Here is a 19572-nt window from a genome sequence, read left to right on the forward strand (position 1 = left end):
GGGATAAACCAGCCAGCATCCCCAGGAAGAGACACTGGAAACTGTATGCATATCCACTGTTTATATATACAGTATATGAGGATTTCGGGGTTGTAAAATATTTTTTATCAATCAATCAGATGAGTCTGTTTGCTGATGTTAATCATTAACTTCACTCAGCGCCGTCATTATTGCCAGTCGCTCAGCATAGGGCAGAGCTGCGAACTTTTCGCGCCAGCGCTTCGCCTTGCGTTTGATGCGCTCCCTGTCGTTGTAATCCTTACCCGCAAAAGTGTGCGAGTAGGCTCTCCCCTCCGGGTAATTCATCCAGATTTTCTCTGTGCGCACGCCGCCGCGTGTCATGGCCTGAAATTCTTTCTGGCGCCAGCCCGTTAACAGTTCGTCATAAAGCGCTGATGGGTAGCCGGACAAAATCACACTGGCATTTTTTGGCAGGCATTTAAGGCAGGCCAGCAGCCGCTCATGATCGGCAACCGTATATTCATTGCGATAACGCGCGGCACTGGTGCGCGTTTCATGCAGATAGGGAGGGTCTGCGTAAACCAGCACACGACCGGCGGAGGAAAAATCGAAGTCCCTTAAAAACTGCACCGCATCGGCAACATCGATAAAAAGGCTATCGCCCACGGTATCAAGGAAATCAGCATTGCCTTGGCAGAACGCCTCAACCGTCAGGGGATCAATATCAATGCCCCAATTGCGACGGGCCGGTGGCTTACGCAACATGACAGCACCACCGCCCAGGTGCGTCTCAATGTAGGTATCATGCGGCGGCATTTCCGCAATAATCTTTTGAAAAACACCGCTTGCGGCCTTGCTTCCCAGATAGGTCATTTCTGTTTTCCTCAACTCCTGATTTCGTTTTAATTCACCTGCAGCACAGTCGAAAATGACGTTACTCGATGAATGGCCAGCACTGTCATTTCTGACGGTGAATGACGGAACGCGGTACCACACCGTCAGACCTGACTATGTTGATCACGGGCTATTCACGCGCTGAAAATGCACGCTTCATTCGGTTCAAAAGGTCATCCGCCTGCTGTTTAATTTCCACAATCTGGGACGGCAGACGTTGAACACCTGCCGCAGTACGGTTTCGGACAGTAAGGCGCCCTTCTTCAACCGTTAACACCTGATCGCCAAAGGCAACCACCGCGCCAGAAATCAACGAACGGACCATTCCGGCACTGGCACCCACACCACGCAGAGACAGCAGCTCACTAATTTGCTTTTCCTGCTCCGTCATAGGGCTGGCTTTTGGCCTCACTTTGACGCGCTTGTTAGTTACCCTTGCCGCGTCGCTCAGCCGCTGCGCTATCACCCGTTTTTCTTTCCGGGATAAAGAGCCAATATCCGCCCAGCTGGCACAGTCATTAATGACCGTGTCGCCAGGATCGGCGCGTTTTTCAACCTCCCGCGTACAGTTATTGACAGAACTCCGAGGGGCGGCGGGGCCGCCTGAAAAATCAAGGTCAAAACCGGAAACGCCGTCGGCCTGACGTTTCGGCACAATTTTGTATTTGGTAGTGCGCGTATGAATCAGCGATTCCGGCCCACGGATCGGAGAGTAAACGCCGGAAATTTTGGAGACGTCATCCCCGTAAAGGTTGCCGTTTTCGGTGACTTCATAGCTGAGGCGCACGCGCAGGAGATCACGGGGAACCAGCGGGCCACCCTGAGCACTCACGTACAGATCCCACGCGCTGCTGTCGGCGGCCTGACGCACTGGCTCAATTTCGGGGTGCAGGACCAGCTCACGATCACCGAGGCGGCGCAATTCACGCCACACTGTTACCGGTGCGCCGCCTATCTGCTGGAACTGACGGATCGCCCAGCGAGACGCCCAGGCACTTACGCGGCGCGCCATCTCTTTCAGAGGCTTGCCGGTTTCATCATCCAGATCGTCATCAAGCTGATAGCCATCAATATTTTTTGAAATGTATTTGGCGATATAGCCCGTAGCGCTGCCCTTCTCTTTCTCGATGGGTTTCATTTCGAAACGGTTTTCAGCGGCGCCAGGCTCATTCCCATCCTCACGCATGGCGTGCTTACGAAAGATTGTTGTTGCCGGTTCGATATGCTCCGGGCGCATGAAAAGCAGGAGGTGCCAGTGCGGGGTTTCGTCGTGGTGAGGCTCAACAACGCGAAAGCCAAACACGCGAATACCATTGCGCAGCCAGGCCGCACGCGTGCGCGCCCATACTTTGCAAAGATATTTCTGCGTTTCACGCGGTGACGCGCCGCTGTATTTGTTGTTCCGGCGCCCGTCGTACTGCATTGAGTGATATTTGGATGGAGCGGTAAGTGTGAAGAACGCCCCGGCCAGCCCGGCCTCATTCGCTAAATCTTCGAACCCACGCATACGCGCCATCAGCTCACGACGACGGTTAGCTGGGTTGGCAACGCTGCCGGCCACTTTATCAATCAGCGATACACGTTCTCCGGTGTCCTCATCTTCCAGCTCCATCGCTTTCAGAAATTCGCGGTTGGCTTTCTTTTGCGCCGTCCATTCCTGTAAACATGGGTCACTGCAGTACGGTGCGGATTTTTTGTGTACATACCCGGCCGCAACCATCAGATGCTCACGCCAGCGAGCGTGCATACGGCGCAGACGATTAAGCCACCACTGCGGAGACTGCAGGCGGGCCACTGCTTTCAGTGCGTCTTCCGCCTCCAGCTCTTCTTTGCAGTAGGCCGTCCAGCACGGAACCGGTGTTTTGAGGTGATTGGCTAGAAACCCCATGCGGCCATAACCTGACAGGGTGGCGAAATGAGGATCGGACGTGCGGGCCATCTGGAAATCAAACTCGCGGTTAAACTCGCTACCCAACAGGTCAGCAAGGTTATGCGCCAGCCGTTTCAGCTCTTTTTTTCCAGCCCAAAGCAGGCGCCAGAATTGTTCACGCAAAGGCAACAAAGCCGCAGGCATCACCCCCTGCGGCAGATACTGCTCATTGACCTGATCTATACGACTCAGAACGAATCGCTCAAAGGTATTGATAAGCCAGGCATCAGCCGCTTGCTTGCCTTTACGGTCTACCTGTTCAAGTTTTTGAGCATACATACGGCGGACAAAATGAGGCAGCGAAGCCAGACGACGACGAACCGCCCGGCCCCGGTCTGGTGCTTCATCCGCTTCTGCCAGTTCGGCAATCGACAAACGCTTGCGATTACCGTCCGGCGTCAGATACATGATCCCCGGCGCCGCATCGGCTTGCTTAAATCCGCCGATTGCAGGACGCGGGGCATTCCATGCGTAGGGGAAAACGGTGTCAGACACTCTGACACCCCATAATGTAAGCACGAATAAACGCCGTTGCGCTCACGCCTGCACCTCATACTTCACGCTGCAGTCAGGGCCGGTTGCAGGATCAAATCCAAGCCAGTGACATGATTTTGAGGTAGCAATAATTTCCACGGCAGACTTACCGTCACCAGCCGCAACGCCCATACTGCGGTTTGCAGTAAGGCGGTGATGGGTGAAATTCCGATAAAGGGAGCGAGTAAGTGAGGTGTCACTGTTTGAAACGATGACCGGATGGCCTTCTGACGAGCGGCGCTCAAGAATAGACGCCAGGCGATACTGATCGTCCTCTGTAAAACCGGCAGTGTGGTAATTACTAAAAGTCCCGTCATAAGGAGGGTCGCAATAAATCACATCGCCCGCCTGCAACAAAGACAACGTTTCTTCGTAGTTAGCGCAAACAAAGGTGGCTCGCTTCGCTTTCTCAGCAAATGCGCGGATTTCACTCTCAGGAAAATACGGTTTTTTATAATTACCGAAAGGGACGTTGAATACACCGCTTAGGTTGTAGCGGCATAACCCACGATAACAATGGCGGTTTAGATAAAGAAAATATACAGCGCGGTGCATTCGGTCTAATTGCGGATCGTGGTTAAACGCTTCACGCACACGATAATAATTTTCAGCGACAATAAAACTTTCAAAAACCGCCTTAGCAAGATTAATAAAGTTTTCTGTATCTTCTGCAATAGTACGGTACAGATTAATTAAATCTGGATTGATATCTGCGACAAGATAATGAGGATAGTCTGTTGCCATCATCACAGCGCAGGAACCCGCGAAAGGTTCAACCAATCGCGGGCCAGCTGGGAGATACTTTTTCAGTTCGGACATAATGGCGGTTTTGTTTCCCGCCCATTTCAGGATAGTGCTCATACAACGCCTCCGTTGTAGTGCTTGCCTTTTAACTCTGCGATTTCCTGACAGGTCACACAGCACTGCACGCCCGGAATAGCGCGGCGGCGAGCTGGCGGGATCGGAGCATCACACTCCGCACAGAGAACACGGGAAACGCCCGGCACTTTGGCGCGGGCATTGTTGATATGGCGCTCACGATCTTCCTGTTCGCGCAGCTGGGCGAGGTCCATTGAATCAGCCATTAATGCAGCTCCTGCGCTTCGTTCTGGATGCGTACCGCTTCAACGCGAAGCAGTTCGGCCGCCTCGATATGGCTCAACTGACTGGAAACGATGCGCACTGCCAGACTATCCAGACGAGCCGCCATTGCATCAGCGCGGCAACGGCGCTCATCCAGGCGCGTTTCATTTAACAAAGCGAACAGACCAGCATCGTCTGGGCCTGTTTTCGTTGAGTGGGTTTTAGTATTTTTCATATTCATTTCCTCAGAATTCGGGCAAAAAAATGCCCGGCGGGTTTACGCCAAAAAAACGGGTTATTTACTCGGATATAGCCCGCGTAACGCGGGCTGTAAGAATCAGGCTTTCTTAAACATTGGAAGCGCTACTGCAATAATCCCCGCTACCAAAACACCATCAGCCAACATCGACATAAGACGGCCCGTGAAATCTACTGCAACAACCAGGAACAGCAGCACACAGATAATGAGACAACGCAGCTTTCCCATTACAGGTACTGGTCCAGTGGCAACTGGAGAGCCTGCGCAATTTTCTTAAGCTGCGCTTCCTCCTCGCTGCCGATGCCGTCCTGGTCAGCAATATCAAGACACAGGCACAGCACGTTCACCGCGTCGTCAGTACCCGCAACATCCGCCAGTTCACGCAGAGCCTGAGCATTAGCGCTACGCGGTGATGCTTCATAACGGGCGCGGATATTACTGCTCATCTGTGCAATTTCACCGGCAAAAGGCGCAAAGGCTGGCAGGGCTGAAATTGTTTTTTCCAGCACGCCGATTTCTTTCGCATCACAGGTTCCGTCAGCGTACGCGATGGAATAGGCACCCCAGACAGTGGCCTCTACCGCGTCGCGGTTTTCCATCTTTTTAACTTCAACAACAGCTTTACGAGCTTTCTTTTTAAAGATTCCAAACATTGTTATTTCCTCATTTTTAGTTGACTGTCTTCACAATGCCCACGTTATGAGCATTAGGCAGGCGTCAATTAGATATAACCGGCAACCGGAACAGGCTTACTTTTAATTTGGTTGATAATTTCAGCCTGCAAACCTTCTTTAAATTCTTTGCAGCATTCCCATTCAGGATCGACACGCAAAACAGCGCCGTCACGGGTTTTAATTTCAAAACCTTCCGCCATATTTGGAATGATCACGCCCAGAATAATTCTCAGCTCATTGCGAGACATGTTTCACTCCTTTAATAATCAAACGAGCAATGCGAATAATTAAAAAAGCTGACGGCTTTGCCGTTTTTGTTTTCAGCCCGTTTAATAATTCGGACTGATCGCGGCACGGGTGCCAGCGCTTGCCGTTATCTCCTGCAATCCAGCCGTGGCCGTAGTGCATTGCCGGGCTTTGCTTTATCAGGAGCGAGGCGAAAGAAGGTTCGTTCTTCAGCATGACCACCTCACATAAATCCGAAAGTCGCACTGATACCTGTAACCGTATCAATAGTGCTAGCCATTGCTGGGTTAGCCTGCAGACGCGCCTGCATGGATATCGCTGCCAACGCCATAAGACGGGTGACAGAATTGATGCTGCTGATCACATCACGGCGCCCAGCTGTAGTCCCGACTTCACCGGACACAGCACCTGCAGCCACACGGCCAATTTCAGCTGTCGCGCTCATTACGTAATGCGGAAGTTTTTCTTTTGCCACTTCGTTCGTAGGTACGCATGGCAGGCAATGAATTTGAGCCAGGAACCCATCAACCAGCGTGGAGTCCTCAGTGATATCCGTCAGCAGCCAGATTTCCGGCGGCGTGAGCTGATGGGGCTGCTCAGGATTAAGCTTATTGCGCAGCGTCTGAACTTTTATTCCTGCGCGATCTGCCAGCTTAGCCATGTTGTGACGCAGCGCAAATGCCCGGCAGGCTTCGTCAAAGTGCGGATGTTTGGAAATCTTATAATCAAACATGTAAAGCACCTCTCTATATCCCAAAATGGAACTATCAGGCTTGCATTGCGATTTCACAGCCTTGAGCTGCTTCCATCGTCAACGCAAACATGTTTACTTCCACAAGGCTGTTTACCCCTTCTTTTTTACGGATAGGTAAACGACCTTCGCGGACCATCTGGCGGGCATAGCTAAGCTTGTAACCAGTACGGCGGCAGAACTCATCCAGTGTGATGAATGGTTCAGACACCACAAGGTTGATGCTGGGGCGCATTGAAAAATTGCTTTTCATGATGCACTATTCCTCAGTTTGTGTTTTAAACTTCACTATTCGGAACTATTCGCAGTTATTCCGAAAACCACAAAACCGATGATAGGATCGCATTTTAAATATGTCAAACACAAAAGAAACCCCACAGGCGATCTCACCCTATAACTTTTCATCTCAAAATGGTGGGAAAGATGCAATAACACGCATACTTCAGGCCTACGGATTCAGTACAAGACAGGCTCTATGTGATCATTTGGGTGTGTCCCAAAGCACCATGGCGAACCGCTGGATGCGCGATACTTTCCCGCATGACTGGCTAATTGCCTGCCATCTCGATACAGGTGTGTCTATGCTGTGGCTTACCACGGGACAAGGAAAACTCACTACAGAGTCAAGCTCTGACGCAACATTGCTTTTGCAACTAAAGGAAATCACAAATGGGGTTTACGCTTCCATCACGCAGGTTGCCTATGATTCCAACCTCGTGCCTCAAAACGCCGCAGATCCGTTCTTTGTAAAGTTCGAAAGCACATACTATCTAGCAGAAGAATTTACAGGCGAGATCACCGATGGAATATGGCTCATTGAGCTAGATGGGCTTTTGAGTATCAAACAGGTGTACCGCCTCCCAGGCGGGCGCTTGCGAGTAGAAAATGGCCCAGCATCATTTGAATGTTCAGTATCTGAAATAAAGGTTCAAGGTAAAGTCATCAGCAAAACTGAGTTTATGGAATAAGGAGATTGAAAATGAGTCAGTTCAGCGCATTAAACTACTCGCATAATAGAGATAAGGCCATTGCAAACCTTATAAATATTATCGAGGGTATGACATGCGATGGAAAAGTCAGTGAAAAGGAAATGATTTTTCTTGATACATGGTTATTAGAATCTGAAATAATTTCGCAAAATTATTATGTGGGTTGCATTAGAGATAGGATTGCAGACATTCTTTCTGATGGTATCGTGGAACAAAACGAACTAGATGATTTAAAAGAATTGCTACTTGAGATGCAGCGCGGACTGATAGACACACCAAACATTGACCTGTATTCAGTTGACTCTGACAAGCATTTACTGGAAGGGTTATGCAAAGGACTGGCTTCTGATTATCATCTTAGCAATGAAGAAATTAGCTATCTTAATTGGTTTCTCTCCACGAATGCCTCTCTTAAAAATAACTACCCCGGAAAACATTTATATGAATTGATCAGGGAAATTCTCAGTGATGGGGTCATCACTGAAGACGAGCGCATTTCGTTATTGCAAGAGATTACCGCTTTAACTGGTTCTAATATTTCTGAGGGAATAGTTGACGGATATTCCACAACTTCACCAGTAGATCTCATAGACACATTTACCCCTGAAAATAGCAAAGTATGTCTTACAGGGAAATTTCTATGCGGTTCCCGCCGCCAGTGTGAAGCCGACTTAATAAAATTAGGGTGCAAAATATCTGATCGCATCACTCAAGATCTGGATTATCTCATCATCGGAGCGCTTAGCTCTAAAGACTGGAAATTCCAGAGTTTTGGTAGAAAAATTGAACAGGCAATAGAGTACCGAGATAACAAAGGTGCTTCTCTTAAAATCCTCAGTGAAGAACATTGGCAAAGCTTAATGCGTTCAGTAAGCCAGGGTTAAATGATGGCTGTCAGCAAATTAAGCAATGGAAAATGGCAGGCGCAAGTCTTCCCAAACGGCAGAAATGGGCGGCGCATTCGCCGCCAGTTTGCCACTAAGGGTGAAGCCCTGGCATTTGAGCGCCATGAAAAAGAAAAGGCACAAGACAAGCCTTGGCTTGGTGAAAAGGCAGACAAACGACGGGTAAGAGATTTAGTCACGGCCTGGTACAACGCACATGGCGTAACACTAGCCGATGGCGAAAAGCGTAAAAGTGCCATGGAGTTTGCCTGTCTAGCCATGGGCGATCCCCTAGCAACCGAATTCAACGCTAAATTATTTTCTACGTATAGAGAACAGCGGTTAAGCGGAAAAATAACACGTTCTGATCGGGTAAAAGCAGTGACTCCCCGTACCGTTAATCTTGAGCTGGCGTATTTCCGCGCCATGTTCAACGAACTGAAAAGACTGGATGACTGGAGTGCGCCCAATCCGCTCGAAAACGTCCGGGAATTTAAAATTGATGAGGCAGAGCTAGCCTGGCTGACAGTTGAAGAAGTTAAGCAGCTTCTGGCTGAGTGCGAGAAAAGCAAGGCGAAAGATTTAGTGACTATAGTAAAGATATGCCTTGCAACCGGCGCACGATGGGGCGAGGCAGAGTCACTGACAGGCAAGCAAATAAGCCCCGGCAAAATCACTTATATCAAAACCAAGGGCAAGAAAAACCGCGCCGTTCCAATAAGTGATGAGCTTTACGAAATACTCCCAAAAGTAAGAACATCAAAACCAGTCTTTACGGGGTGCTATTCTGCGTTTCGTGGGGCAATTAAGCGAGCGGGGATTGAACTACCTGACGGGCAGCTGTCACACGTTCTACGGCATACATTTGCAAGCCACTTTATGATGCGCGGGGGTAATATTCTTGTACTGCAGCGCATCCTTGGACACACTGATATTAAGGTGACGATGCGCTATGCTCATTTAGCTCCTGATCATTTATTTGAAGCTATAGCATTAAATCCTTTAACAGGCTTAGATACTTACAATTCAACTTTGGGATAATGGTAATGTCAAAAATTGATATTTGGTCCGCTAGGGCGGCTAACTTCTCTCAGATAGGTGTTCTTGCATTAGCCGCTTTCGGTTACTTTTACACTGTACTCCCAGTATATCAAAAATCACTTCTTGATGAAGAAATCGCGAAAAAAACACTCGAACTAGAAAAAAAAGATAAGCAAATAAGTGAGTTTAATAAAATACTTGCTGAAAGAGGCGCGGAACTGAAAAAATTATCTGATGATGCTAGTAAGGCAAAAGCTGAGGCTAATTCCGCCAAACAAAACCTCAAAACAATGCAAGGGAAATATTCAAAGCAATATTCAGAATTAAGAATCCATCTTTTCTCGCAGTTTATGTCTTTAGCTCGCCAACAGTGCTCAGATGGAAAAATGGAAAAAAATAAAATCACTGAATGCTTTAACAATATAGCTAATTCAGCAGACCTCAAAGAACTTAACGCATTGGATATGACAAAGCTGAAAAGAAGCATTCAAATAGAAGCTCCAAAGTTGATGAATAACTATTATAAAATAAAGCAACAGTTTGATACATCTATGCAATCAATAAAGTCTGAGATTATAGCGATCGAAACAGAATGTCAAAACAACAGAACAAAAAAAGATTACGAGGATAGTATTAAAAAAATCACCATAGATTATGAGTGCGATATGAAGAAAAGCAAATCTGACACTAAAAAATATAAATTGGAGATAGATTTTTTATTTGGCAAAGAAGAAATCTTATCCAAATCACTTGAAAACATTGCCAATATGGCTGTGAACTGACCAACCTTGTCACTCGCAGTCAAGTTATGGCAATAACGCCCGAACCAACAACAAATGGCAGCAAAATGGCAGCAGAGCTATTTACTATACCGCAATATTGATAACTATTCGAAACGACAAGATGTTGAAAACAAAGTAACTTATTGTTTTATAAGTTTTAAGTTTGGGACTCATAATCGCTTGGTCGCTGGTTCAAGTCCAGCAGGGGCCACCAAATTTTAGCTTTAGAAACCTATAAAAAAGCCACTCGATTGAGTGGCTTTTTTATAGGTTTTTTTGAGCCCCTAGCCGTGGTTCAGCGAAGACGCTCGGACACGTTCAGAGGCGCCGGGGGTCGCAATCAGGCGCTCCACGGACTCCATCGTCACGAACGTACAGCTGCAGTCCACATTGGTGCACTGGTGATACCGTTCTTTGGTATTTTCACTTAGATAGCGACTGGTACGCGCATGCGCAGAGTGCTTGCACTTAGGACAATGAAACATGTACCCCTCCACTTAGTTCACATTTTGTGAATAAATAATACCCAAAATAAAACCAATAGCAACTACATTACTCACTATCAACAGTGAATTTTTCGTCGGTGACGTTCAGCTCAAGCTTAAGCTGCGTGGTAAATCCGCTGTCGTTAAGGGTATGCACCACCTCGCTGATGATCCACGCCTGCTCGTCAATGACGCGTTTAAAACCGTTTACCAGCACCGGCGTTTCGGGGAACAGATCGGCGCGTCCCAGGGCGAGCTGGATGGAGAACTTCACGGTTCCCCGCTGAAGCGCGCGCCACTTCGCCTCTGCGGCCCTGAGCGCCTGCTCTTCAGAGGCATAAACCGTGGTGAGCTCAAATACGTTCTCCGCCGAACCCACCAGCCTCTCTTGCGGTTTCTGCTCCTTGCCTGCTGCTCCCGCTACCGGTGCGGCGGCATTCGGGTGCTGCAGTGCTCCTGTATGCTGCACACCGGGCTGACGATTAATACTCAATTGAGGATTTTGTTGTTTGGGGTCACGCGTTTGCAGCCATTTGGCCGTTACGCCGGAATAATTTTCACGGTCAGCGACGGAAAAAAGGTGCTTATCGCCATCCCCACGTTCAATCATCATTAATGGAAGCGGAGCGCCGCTGGCCGTCACGGCCTGACCCGCTTTCATAAAGATAATCTTTCCGGCTTTGATTGAAACAAATGCTCCATTACGTTCGGCCAGACGGGTGAGAAACGCCGCGTCAGTCTCCTGAGACTGGTCAATATGAGAGATGGCGATGGATGCAAGCCCCGACGTAACGCTGGCGGTCAACTGGTTACGCTGAGCGATGGTATCGACTATCGCGCCAATCGTCGTGTCATGCCACGACTGTTCGCGCCGCACGTTTAGCTTTCCACGAAAATCTGCGCTGAATCCCCGGATGGTCAGCGTATCCGGCGCGCCCCGAAATGCAATCTCATCTATCGTAAAGTCCCCTTTCTCCTCGAGCGGGGCTCCCTCCCATCCCAGCCATAAGGACAGCCTTGCCCCCCGGGCAGGCAGGTCCAGCAGCCCGTCCGAATCATCCAGTTGAATATCCAGCTGATCGGCTTCCAGCCCTCGTTTGTCGGTCATGGTCAGGCTGATAAGACGATGGCTGAAATTTTGCGTGATATCACGATCGTCAAGCTTAAGCATAAAATCAGGGGCGATTTTTCCACCCGCCCGGATATTCATTTCGGCGATCATCCCACCAGCCCTCCAATGCTATTCCGTGCGCTTTCCACCAGCTCTGAGGCCTGCGTTCGCAGGTCGCCAAACGTCGTCATCAGCGATTCATCCACGCGTTTAAGCTCCAGAGTAAAATTAATTTTTCGAGCGGTACCGTCACTGTAAAAATCCGAATGCGTGTGCGTGACTTTATCAATGATAAACATGCCGTGAATGATGCCGGTACCGTCTATCAACGGCCATGCCCGCCCCTCATTTGCCATCAGCTCAACCGCCTTGAGGGAAAGCCGCCCTCCCGTGAGTTCCGGGTAAAGTAAGCCGGAGAGGCTAAAGGATGTCTCACCTTCGCCAAGGTACTGCCAGGCTTTGGGTTTCCCGATACGAGCGCTGGATGCCCAGCGGTAGTCTTTTGTGAATATCATTGACTGATACGGTAAGGTTCGTCGTTCAAAGACAAACAGACCCAGCACCATTAACATTTTCTCTCTCCTCAACCATACATAAAGCTGGATTGCTGCCGTCTCGCTTTATCACGTTCACTGTTCTCTATTTCCTCCCGGATTTGACGGGTCAGATCCGTTCCGGAGGCCGTGCCCCCCTGCAGCGTGATGTGATATTCGCTTTTACTCTGATCGACGTAAGAGCGTCCTCCTGTAGCGATGGTCGGCTGATACTCCAGGCTGCCGCCAGAGCTCCCCGCGCCCGGAATATAAGCGCTGCCCGCCGGTGAGGATGCCGCTTCTGCTTTTGCCGCTGCGGCGTCGAGATCGCCCGACTCGTTTTTGATAATACCTAGCTTCTCCAGCAGCCAGCTGGCCTTGCCGCTCAGGCTGTTAAAGAGATCGAGCGGTGCCATTAACGCATCGCCCAGCGCCTGACCAAAAATCACGCCAGCGTTTTTACAGCCATCCAGCGTTTCCTGCGTCGCCTTGATCGGCGTGATCAAGTCGGTGAACCATTGCCAGATACCGCCCAGCTTCTCCGAAATAGCGTCAAATACCGTCATCACCGGTGAGAACAGCGCCCCCAGCGGTGCGAAAGCCGTTGAAAGCCCTTCCATCACCCCGCTAAAGAAGGCGCTGATGGGCTCCCAGTATTTAAAAATCAGTAAGGCACCGGCAGCAATCGCCGCGCCAAGGGCAATTACCGGCCAGCTAAGGGCACCCAGCACCGTCATGATGGCGCCGCCCACCACGCTGAATACCGTTCCCAACATCCCGGCCGCTGTAATAACCATATTGACGCCCGTCAAAACCGGGCCGATAACCGTGCCTACGCCACCCAGTACGCCAGCAAACGCCTGTGCGCCGACAGCGATGCTGGCGAGGGTCTGCGTCAGCTCAGGGTTGGCATTCACCCAAAGGGAGGCCGTGCTAAGCCAGCCGGTTGCGGTTGTTATCAGGTTGCGCAGAGCGCCATCCGCTTTATCAAATACATCAATCTTCAACCCGTTCCACGCGGCCTGGAATCGGTTGATATCGCCGTCAAGATTATCGGTCTGCACGGACGCCGCAATCGCGGTACTGCCTTTTGCCCCCTGCAACTGCTGGCGTTTTTCATCAAGCGATCCATCACCCGCAGCGGAAGCCAGCGCCCCCGCGGCTTTTATGGCATCCGGAGTCTGAACATGGCGCAACATCGCGCTGAGCGCGTCCCCGGCGGCGGCGCCTTTCATTCCTTTTTCCGCCAGAACGCCAAGCAGCGCGGTGGTCTCTTCAAGCCCCATACCGGCGGCATCCGCAGCTGGCGCAGCGGAGGTGACGGCCGCCACCATCTCAGCGAGGCTGGTATTTGAAGAGGTAGAACCGCGCGTAAGCACATCTGCGATGCGTCCCGCGTCCGCATCGGCCTGGCTGTACGCGGCCTGCGTGCTGGCGATCATATCGGCCGCTTTAGCCGCGTCGACATTACCCGCCAGGCTGAGGTTGACCGTTGGCGCGGTGGCCGCAAGTAGCCCATCGGCGCCATAGCCTGAACGAGTTAGCTCGGATTGTGCCCGGAGGACCGTATCTGCAGGTACTCCGGTCCTGGCGCTGACATCCCGCGCGTGCTGGCGAATCGCCTCAAGCCGGGGATCCCCCTTCGCCAGACCAAGGTTTGCCTGAATGGCCGACATCTGCTTTTCAAAGCTGATGCCAGGCGCCATAAACCGGGACGTCTGGTCAAAGCCCGCTTTTGCTATGCCCACACCCGCATTCGCAAGCTGACGCACCCGCGCGGTAACGCGTTTGCCTGACTCGTAGCGATTCTGAACGGTACTCAGCCGCTCCTGCTGCTGATTGACGCGGGCCAGCGCATCACGCTGTCGGTTAAGCTGCTGCGTTTTTTCGCTGATGTGAGTTCGTAAACGACGCTCATCAGACGAGAGCGTGCGCGTGTTGACTCCCGCCTGAGCGAGTTCAGCGCGCTGACGCTGTACCGAGTAGCGTAAGCTGTTGTACTCATGCTTAAGGTCGGCCGCCGATTTTCGGGCTACAGACAGCGCATCAGCCTGTGCCTGGGTAGGGTTTTGCGTGTTTTTAAACTGCACAGCCAGCGCCGCCGCCTGCTGTTTCGCCTGTGCAAGCGACTGCTCCGTCGTGGCGAGCCGGGCATTTGCTTTTCTGAAGCCGTTAATACGCCCCGCCTGCTCATCGAGCGCCCCCAGCGCCGTCTGCGCATCGCGGATATCGCTCGCGAGAGTGAGGCTGGCGTTCTGGAGAGCGTTAAGCGGTCGTGTTGCCCGGTCGACTGCCTTAAGCAGCTCCTTAAGACTGACATTATTACTCATGGTGGTTTCCGCTTCGCTGCAGCGCTTTTTCGCGCCATAAGAGGAGTTCGGTCACGCTCAGGGAGTACAGTTCTGACGGCGGCCAGTGAAAAATCACCGCGATATCCGCCATCAGATCGTCGACCGACACATTTTCAGGAAATTTCAGCGAGCCGAAGCCGGTGACAAAAAACCGATCACCTTACCTGCAAAAGAGAGCAGATCGCAGGCATCCAGGCGCGCAACCTCATGCTCGGTCAGCGCGGGCGAGGTCATTCGCGGCAGCACCTTAATCAGCGCATCGACGTCGGATTGCGCCAGCGAAGCCAGCGAGATCCCACGCAGAGTCCCGGCATTCGGTTTGGAGACCGTCACCTTTTCAATTTTTTGCTCACCGCGCTGAACGGGGCTATCAAGGGTGACGATATGTGGGTTTTCACTTTCGTTCATGGCGGTCTCGTTGATATTTTCCATTTCGTTACTCTTTAGAAAGTTAACTCACCGGCCGGTAATCCCGGCCGGTTAAAGGGTTACAGGCCGATGGCCTTACGGTGTTCTGCCAGGCGATCGACGCCATCGACTTTGAGCACCATGTTGATGATGTCGATTTCGATGATCTCTTTGCCATCAATGGTCAGCTGGTAGTAAGCGCACTCGGTGGACATCTTGGTGGTGCCGCTCTCGCCCTGCTTGTTTTCACCGCCATCAAACTCTTTATGACGGCCGCGCATGACGATTTCGACGGCGGAGATTTCGCCGGTATCATCGCGCTGATAAGAGCCGGTAAAGCGCAGCGGCACGCTGTCCGCGCCCGGAGAGGCATACTGCGCCCACAGTGCCACGTCCGGCAGGCCGCCAATGGTCCACTCCAGCGCCAGGGCATCATCGTCCAGGCCGAGGTCGATAGAGACCGAGCCCGGCATACCGCCACCGCGATACTTCTCCAGCTTGCGGGTGAGCTTCGGTAAGGTGACAGACTCAACAACGCCCATATAGCTCAGGCCGTCGTTGAACATATTCAGGTATTTAAGTTTGCGTGGTAACGCCATGCTTCAGCTCCTTAGCTATTAACCGAATCTGACAGGTCTGCCAGATAGGTATCGGTGATGCGCTGGCGCAGGGTCAGATTTTCCAGCGGCGGGACGGGGGTGTAGTCGTAATCGATATACAGTTTCCCCGCTTTCAGGGTGGAGGCATCGTTCGACTCAGGGTCATACCAGCAGGAGCCGTCGACGATATAGCCGTTGGTTTTCAGCTCGCGGAACTTGGCGTTAATACCGGAAACGATGTCGCGGATAAGCGTTGGCGTGATGGGTTTATCCATCGCCCACGCGTGCGCTTCCGCCATGGTATCGGCCAGCACCTGTGCGGTACGGGTGTAGTTTTCAAAGACGAATAACGGATCGTCAGAGCAGGTACGGTTACCCCAGAATTTGAAGCCGTCGTTGCGAATCAACGTAGTGACGCCAGCCTGGTTGAGCAGGTTCGCATCGGTAGCCTGTTCCTGCAGATCCCAGGAGACAGAGGCGCTTACGCCCGTAACGCCGTTGACGCCAACGTTTGACAGGGTTTTATGCCAGCCCATGGTCTGATCGATTTTGGCGCGCAGCCCAAGCGCGCGGGCGGTTGCCCAGGCCGTTGTCGTTGCGTTCGTGGTGGTATCCCATGCCAGAAAATCAGGATGGATAACCATCAGCTCGCGCTGGCTGAAGTTTTTGCGGTAGTCGATCGCCTCAGAGATGGTTTTACATCCCCATGCGCTGACATAGCCGAACGCGCGCAGGCTCTGGCACATAGCGGCCAGTGCGGTCGCCACTTCCTGAGAATCCAGCCCCGGCACGCCGAGAATACGCGGCTTAACGCCGGTTACCGTTTTCGCGGTCAGAAGCGCCTTCAGGCCGGTGTATTTACCGTTTTCATCGGTGGTACCGATGATGTTGGAAACGGTCTGCTTGCGCGCCTCTTCCGGGGTTTCAGCGGTGCCTTCGGCCACGCGAACAACCACGACAACCGGTTTGCACTGGTCGGCGATCGCCTGCAGAGAAGCGGACAGCGTCCCCGCCTTGCCGGCTTTCGCAATCGCGTTTTGCACGTTGGTAATGAGCACGGGCTCGTTTAAAGGAAATGTCTTGTCGTCAGCATCGCTGGCCGTACAGACCATGCCGATGATTGCCGTCGAGACGGTGGAAATGGTGCGGGTGCCATCGTTGATTTCGATAACTTCCACGCCGTGGTGATAATCGCCCATCCGGTTAACTCCTTCGTTTAGTGGTGAGGCTAGTTTCTCTTGGGCGGGGGAGTTATGAAACGTAATGCCGTTGGAGGTAAGACAGCACAACGCACAGTGAGTGGGAGTGGTTGACCCGCGCGGGAAAGGTGACCGATCGTTTTGAGAGATCAATCATGAGTCATTGATCATCGATCACCATGATTAATGATTGAATATTATCGATATCGTTGCGCCATTAACGAGGTTATGACGATTTTACTCTGGTTAAAAGATGGTCGGACTGCATGGTGGATTTTTGGCTATTACTGGCTGAAATTCATTGTCGGTGATGAAACAGTAGAATATGAGGAATGTCCCTATGAATAAGAAATAGCCCGCATGATGCGGGCTATTTCTTTAAAATAACCAACTACTTAAACAGATATCCACTCAGGAGTTTTAGGCCAGTCAGGTGTACTGAGGTCAACCCCCGTCAGTTCTACAACGTATTTTTTCAGTTCTTCCAGTTGTACTTTTTCTTCCTCGGAGGCAACCCCCAAATCAACTGCAGACTGCAGCGGAAATGCGCTAATCGCCGCCTCGCGTTTCCTGCTCAATAGCTCTCTGCGATTAACCGCGAGGATTTCTTCTGGTGTTCTGACCGGTGCGGTTACAGCGACCCACTCCATCTGTTTGCTCTCGACGTTGTAACCGGGAGCGCAGTTAACGGGGGCAGCACCGACAAATTTTTCATGATCTGAATCACTGACCCGAACAAGATCATCCGGCAGAGCGTTAACAGACTTGTAATAGCGCAGACTTTTTATCGGATAAAAGCCGCGCGTTTTATTGCTGAATAATTGACTATGCATAACTAATATCCTGTTACCACAAAAGAGAATGTGCCATCCGTGTTACGTGTGTGCAGGTTGAAAGCGCTAGCGCTTATAGCAGAAGCTGACCACCATGAATCCGAATCATTACCACCATTTCCGCTGTATGAACCTGAAATCGCAAGAATCCCATTCGGGAATGACGCTGGTAAATATACGGTGACGTCCGGGTTTGTTCGTGAATTGGAATACACACCACCAATACACTGCATAAAAACCTGTCCATTACCGTGACGGTAATAGGCGGAATAATTCCCGGTATTTGTTGACCCCGACTGATTTGGGGGCGGGTTATTTGATGAGTAAACTCTTACCTGTCCGCCAGATTCAAAAACCCCCTGACCAGCAACTATATTCCCACCAGAATTAAGCTGGCCTGAGGCATATATATTTGCGGCAGAATTAATATCCCCAGCAGCATCGACTCGACCGCCACTATAGACTTGTGATGGCACATCTAATCTACCATTTGCATTAAATGCTAATATGGCACCGCTACCGTTATCCCCAATAACCTGTATTATTGCGGAACCAAAATCGCCCACTCCTGAGCGTAAAATCCCGAAACTTACAGCTGAACCGTAGCCATGATAATCTGTTTGTGACAGCCCTTTAATCAAGGGAAGATATATAGATATACCCTTTGGCGTTGAATATCGTAAGGGAATCAGAAAAGGAGCAGAATTTGAATACTGACCAGCAAAACCCCCGGCACCATACCATCCCGAAGCGCCAGACGGGTTTGTCTGATAGTAGTCAGCACCACCCACCGGACCAGATACTTCCAGAGTCCCATTTGAATTAATATTAATCGCTGGACCTCCTCCCGCCCTCAGGTGTAGCACTTTATCGTCTGAGGCATACACCAAACCCATTTCTTTCCCACCTTGGTCAAAAAACGAGAGGTGTTTATTACCAATCCCGCGAATGCCTATTGCATTTTGGCTTAACTGAACCCCACCATTAAGCGCTTTTACATTACCTGGAATGGTAACGTTCTGGGTACCTTCATCAAATTTAAGAGTCTGGAAATACCGCCAGCTAATAGTTGTTCCATCATCTTCACGAATAGCATAAATCGCCGCTGAGTTCGAATAGCTTACAAACTGAATTAATGGTCTATTTACCCTTCCACCCTGTGCAGGACCAGTAGCATTGATAACAGTAATGAAATAAAAATCCTGGTTCAGAAACGGTGGATTATTGAATGAATAGCGTGTATCAATAAATAATGATTCACCTACGACGAATGCATACGTCGAAAAATCAATTGGACCGTGATACGTTTCGGATGTGAATATCCCTTTATATCCAACAGGAATTAATTCAGCCTTGGATTGGCCAGCCACATTCCTGAAAGCAGCATCGCCGAGACTGCTTTCCAGCGTTTTAACCTCATCGCTGACCGCCTTCACGGCCTTTGGTGTGGCAGCAAGCGTCTCAGAGGTGCTGTCAGCCGCACTACTAAGCTGAGTAAATCCTTTAGCCGTTAGCGTTGCATCAGGATGCCTGCGTGACTCCTCATGCTCTGCGAGCTTATCGTCGACATAATCCTGTGTTGCCATGATCAGTGAGGTATCTATCGAAAGCTCGATTGAGTCGATGTTGCTCACCATAACCACCATACGTACGGTCTGTGCTCGGCCTGACCCTTCGGCCAGCAGCGGCTTATAGCTTTCCGCCATGTTACCGACGGCAATCAGCGTGCCGGCATCATCGTAAAGCCCCATTTCTCGCATCCAGAAACCGCCGGTTTCTGGTGGAATGAGCAACTCCGCGATCACATAATTTTGATTCTTGTTGTCCTGGCTGATTTTATTCAGCGCGTGGCGCCAGACTTCATTAACCAGCTTCGTCTGCCCGGCATCAGGAACCGGCAATGTGCCCCCACCGTCACCCACCGCCATCGCCGTAAAATTGACTTTCTTGCCGTTCGGGACGGTCGCGGCAGCCAGTTTTTCGGCACCGGCTTTGGTGATAACCGTTTTATATTTCACTGTCATT

General features: G+C 50.8%; 25 protein-coding genes and 1 tRNA gene. 5 read left to right on the forward strand and 21 right to left on the reverse strand.

Annotation, left to right across the window (positions count from 1 at the left end; genetic code table 11):
• Window positions 1–138: 138 nt before the first annotated feature.
• The 11 genes from KGP24_RS20090 to KGP24_RS20140 all read right to left on the reverse strand — a co-directional run bounded on the left by KGP24_RS20090 (window position 139) and on the right by KGP24_RS20140 (window position 6585).
• On the reverse strand, window positions 139–834 hold the full coding sequence (locus KGP24_RS20090; protein ID WP_223561600.1) for a DNA adenine methylase: 696 nt from the start codon (window positions 832–834) through the stop codon (window positions 139–141).
• A gap of 151 nt (window positions 835–985) precedes the next feature.
• A complete protein-coding gene (locus KGP24_RS20095; RefSeq protein WP_223561601.1) occupies window positions 986–3280 on the reverse strand; it encodes a replication endonuclease in 2295 nt (764 codons plus the stop codon).
• 42 nt (window positions 3281–3322) lie between these two features.
• Window positions 3323–4180: a DNA adenine methylase gene (locus KGP24_RS20100; RefSeq protein ID WP_223561602.1), complete on the reverse strand. Its 858-nt coding sequence runs from the start codon at window positions 4178–4180 to the stop codon at window positions 3323–3325.
• Window positions 4177–4404 (reverse strand): TraR/DksA family transcriptional regulator, encoded by a 228-nt coding sequence (locus KGP24_RS20105; protein ID WP_023307009.1) that lies wholly within the window; start codon window positions 4402–4404, stop codon window positions 4177–4179. Before KGP24_RS20105 ends, KGP24_RS20100 begins: the two co-directional genes overlap by 4 nt.
• Complete coding sequence (locus tag KGP24_RS20110) at window positions 4404–4637, reverse strand: DUF2732 family protein (RefSeq protein WP_223561603.1); 234 nt, start codon at window positions 4635–4637, stop codon at window positions 4404–4406. The genes KGP24_RS20105 and KGP24_RS20110 overlap by 1 nt, the downstream gene beginning before the upstream one ends.
• Window positions 4638–4739: 102 nt before the next feature.
• Complete coding sequence (locus KGP24_RS20115; protein WP_017382390.1) at window positions 4740–4889, reverse strand: DUF3927 family protein; 150 nt, start codon at window positions 4887–4889, stop codon at window positions 4740–4742.
• Window positions 4889–5314 carry a tellurite resistance TerB family protein gene (locus KGP24_RS20120; protein ID WP_023307010.1) on the reverse strand — a complete coding sequence of 142 codons (426 nt, stop codon included), beginning with the start codon at window positions 5312–5314 and terminating at the stop codon, window positions 4889–4891. The genes KGP24_RS20115 and KGP24_RS20120 overlap by 1 nt, the downstream gene beginning before the upstream one ends.
• A gap of 68 nt (window positions 5315–5382) precedes the next feature.
• Window positions 5383–5583, reverse strand: coding sequence for a hypothetical protein (locus KGP24_RS20125; RefSeq protein WP_017382392.1), 201 nt, complete (start codon window positions 5581–5583; stop codon window positions 5383–5385).
• Window positions 5570–5797 carry a phage filamentation protein Fil family protein gene (locus KGP24_RS20130; protein ID WP_200480538.1) on the reverse strand — a complete coding sequence of 76 codons (228 nt, stop codon included), beginning with the start codon at window positions 5795–5797 and terminating at the stop codon, window positions 5570–5572. The genes KGP24_RS20125 and KGP24_RS20130 overlap by 14 nt, the downstream gene beginning before the upstream one ends.
• Before the next feature lie 7 nt (window positions 5798–5804).
• On the reverse strand, window positions 5805–6314 hold the full coding sequence (locus KGP24_RS20135) for a phage regulatory CII family protein (RefSeq protein WP_223561604.1): 510 nt from the start codon (window positions 6312–6314) through the stop codon (window positions 5805–5807).
• 34 nt (window positions 6315–6348) lie between these two features.
• Window positions 6349–6585 carry a hypothetical protein gene (locus KGP24_RS20140; protein ID WP_048213316.1) on the reverse strand — a complete coding sequence of 79 codons (237 nt, stop codon included), beginning with the start codon at window positions 6583–6585 and terminating at the stop codon, window positions 6349–6351.
• A gap of 100 nt (window positions 6586–6685) precedes the next feature.
• Here KGP24_RS20140 and KGP24_RS20145 point away from each other — a divergent pair, with 100 nt between their 5' ends.
• The 5 genes from KGP24_RS20145 (at window position 6686) to KGP24_RS20165 (ending at window position 10242) form a co-directional block, all read left to right on the forward strand.
• A complete protein-coding gene (locus KGP24_RS20145; RefSeq protein ID WP_048213317.1) occupies window positions 6686–7300 on the forward strand; it encodes a phage repressor protein CI in 615 nt (204 codons plus the stop codon).
• Between the two features lie 11 nt (window positions 7301–7311).
• A complete protein-coding gene (locus tag KGP24_RS20150; protein WP_048213318.1) occupies window positions 7312–8205 on the forward strand; it encodes a BRCT domain-containing protein in 894 nt (297 codons plus the stop codon).
• A gap of 3 nt (window positions 8206–8208) precedes the next feature.
• Window positions 8209–9246: a tyrosine-type recombinase/integrase gene (locus KGP24_RS20155; protein WP_048213504.1), complete on the forward strand. Its 1038-nt coding sequence runs from the start codon at window positions 8209–8211 to the stop codon at window positions 9244–9246.
• Window positions 9247–9251: 5 nt separating this feature from the next.
• Window positions 9252–10028 carry a hypothetical protein gene (locus tag KGP24_RS20160; RefSeq protein WP_223561605.1) on the forward strand — a complete coding sequence of 259 codons (777 nt, stop codon included), beginning with the start codon at window positions 9252–9254 and terminating at the stop codon, window positions 10026–10028.
• A gap of 137 nt (window positions 10029–10165) precedes the next feature.
• A tRNA-Met gene (locus KGP24_RS20165) sits at window positions 10166–10242 on the forward strand.
• 70 nt (window positions 10243–10312) lie between these two features.
• Here KGP24_RS20165 and KGP24_RS20170 read toward each other — a convergent pair.
• The 10 genes from KGP24_RS20170 to KGP24_RS20215 form a co-directional block, all read right to left on the reverse strand.
• Window positions 10313–10513, reverse strand: a complete 201-nt coding sequence (locus KGP24_RS20170) for an ogr/Delta-like zinc finger family protein (protein WP_194401723.1) — start codon at window positions 10511–10513, stop codon at window positions 10313–10315.
• 67 nt (window positions 10514–10580) lie between these two features.
• Complete coding sequence (locus tag KGP24_RS20175) at window positions 10581–11735, reverse strand: phage late control D family protein (RefSeq protein ID WP_223561606.1); 1155 nt, start codon at window positions 11733–11735, stop codon at window positions 10581–10583.
• Window positions 11732–12196 (reverse strand): phage tail protein, encoded by a 465-nt coding sequence (locus tag KGP24_RS20180; RefSeq protein WP_182931223.1) that lies wholly within the window; start codon window positions 12194–12196, stop codon window positions 11732–11734. Before KGP24_RS20180 ends, KGP24_RS20175 begins: the two co-directional genes overlap by 4 nt.
• Before the next feature lie 11 nt (window positions 12197–12207).
• Window positions 12208–14487 (reverse strand): phage tail tape measure protein, encoded by a 2280-nt coding sequence (locus KGP24_RS20185; protein ID WP_223561607.1) that lies wholly within the window; start codon window positions 14485–14487, stop codon window positions 12208–12210.
• Window positions 14480–14599, reverse strand: coding sequence for a GpE family phage tail protein (locus KGP24_RS20190; protein ID WP_023616176.1), 120 nt, complete (start codon window positions 14597–14599; stop codon window positions 14480–14482). The genes KGP24_RS20185 and KGP24_RS20190 overlap by 8 nt, the downstream gene beginning before the upstream one ends.
• A 32-nt stretch (window positions 14600–14631) precedes the next feature.
• On the reverse strand, window positions 14632–14940 hold the full coding sequence (locus KGP24_RS20195) for a phage tail assembly protein (RefSeq protein ID WP_223561608.1): 309 nt from the start codon (window positions 14938–14940) through the stop codon (window positions 14632–14634).
• A 56-nt stretch (window positions 14941–14996) separates the two neighbouring features.
• Window positions 14997–15515, reverse strand: a complete 519-nt coding sequence (locus tag KGP24_RS20200) for a phage major tail tube protein (RefSeq protein WP_223561609.1) — start codon at window positions 15513–15515, stop codon at window positions 14997–14999.
• A gap of 11 nt (window positions 15516–15526) precedes the next feature.
• On the reverse strand, window positions 15527–16714 hold the full coding sequence (locus KGP24_RS20205) for a phage tail sheath protein (protein WP_114978754.1): 1188 nt from the start codon (window positions 16712–16714) through the stop codon (window positions 15527–15529).
• A gap of 395 nt (window positions 16715–17109) precedes the next feature.
• Entirely contained in the window at window positions 17110–17547 is a 438-nt protein-coding gene (locus KGP24_RS20210) for a tail fiber assembly protein (protein WP_223561610.1), read from the reverse strand.
• 2 nt (window positions 17548–17549) lie between these two features.
• The gene (locus tag KGP24_RS20215) at window positions 17550–19571 is read right to left on the reverse strand and encodes a phage tail protein (protein ID WP_223561611.1); all 2022 of its coding nucleotides are present in this window, start codon (window positions 19569–19571) and stop codon (window positions 17550–17552) included.
• Window position 19572: the final 1 nt, after the last annotated feature.

Source organism: Enterobacter sp. JBIWA008, from assembly GCF_019968765.1.
Lineage (GTDB): Bacteria > Pseudomonadota > Gammaproteobacteria > Enterobacterales > Enterobacteriaceae > Enterobacter.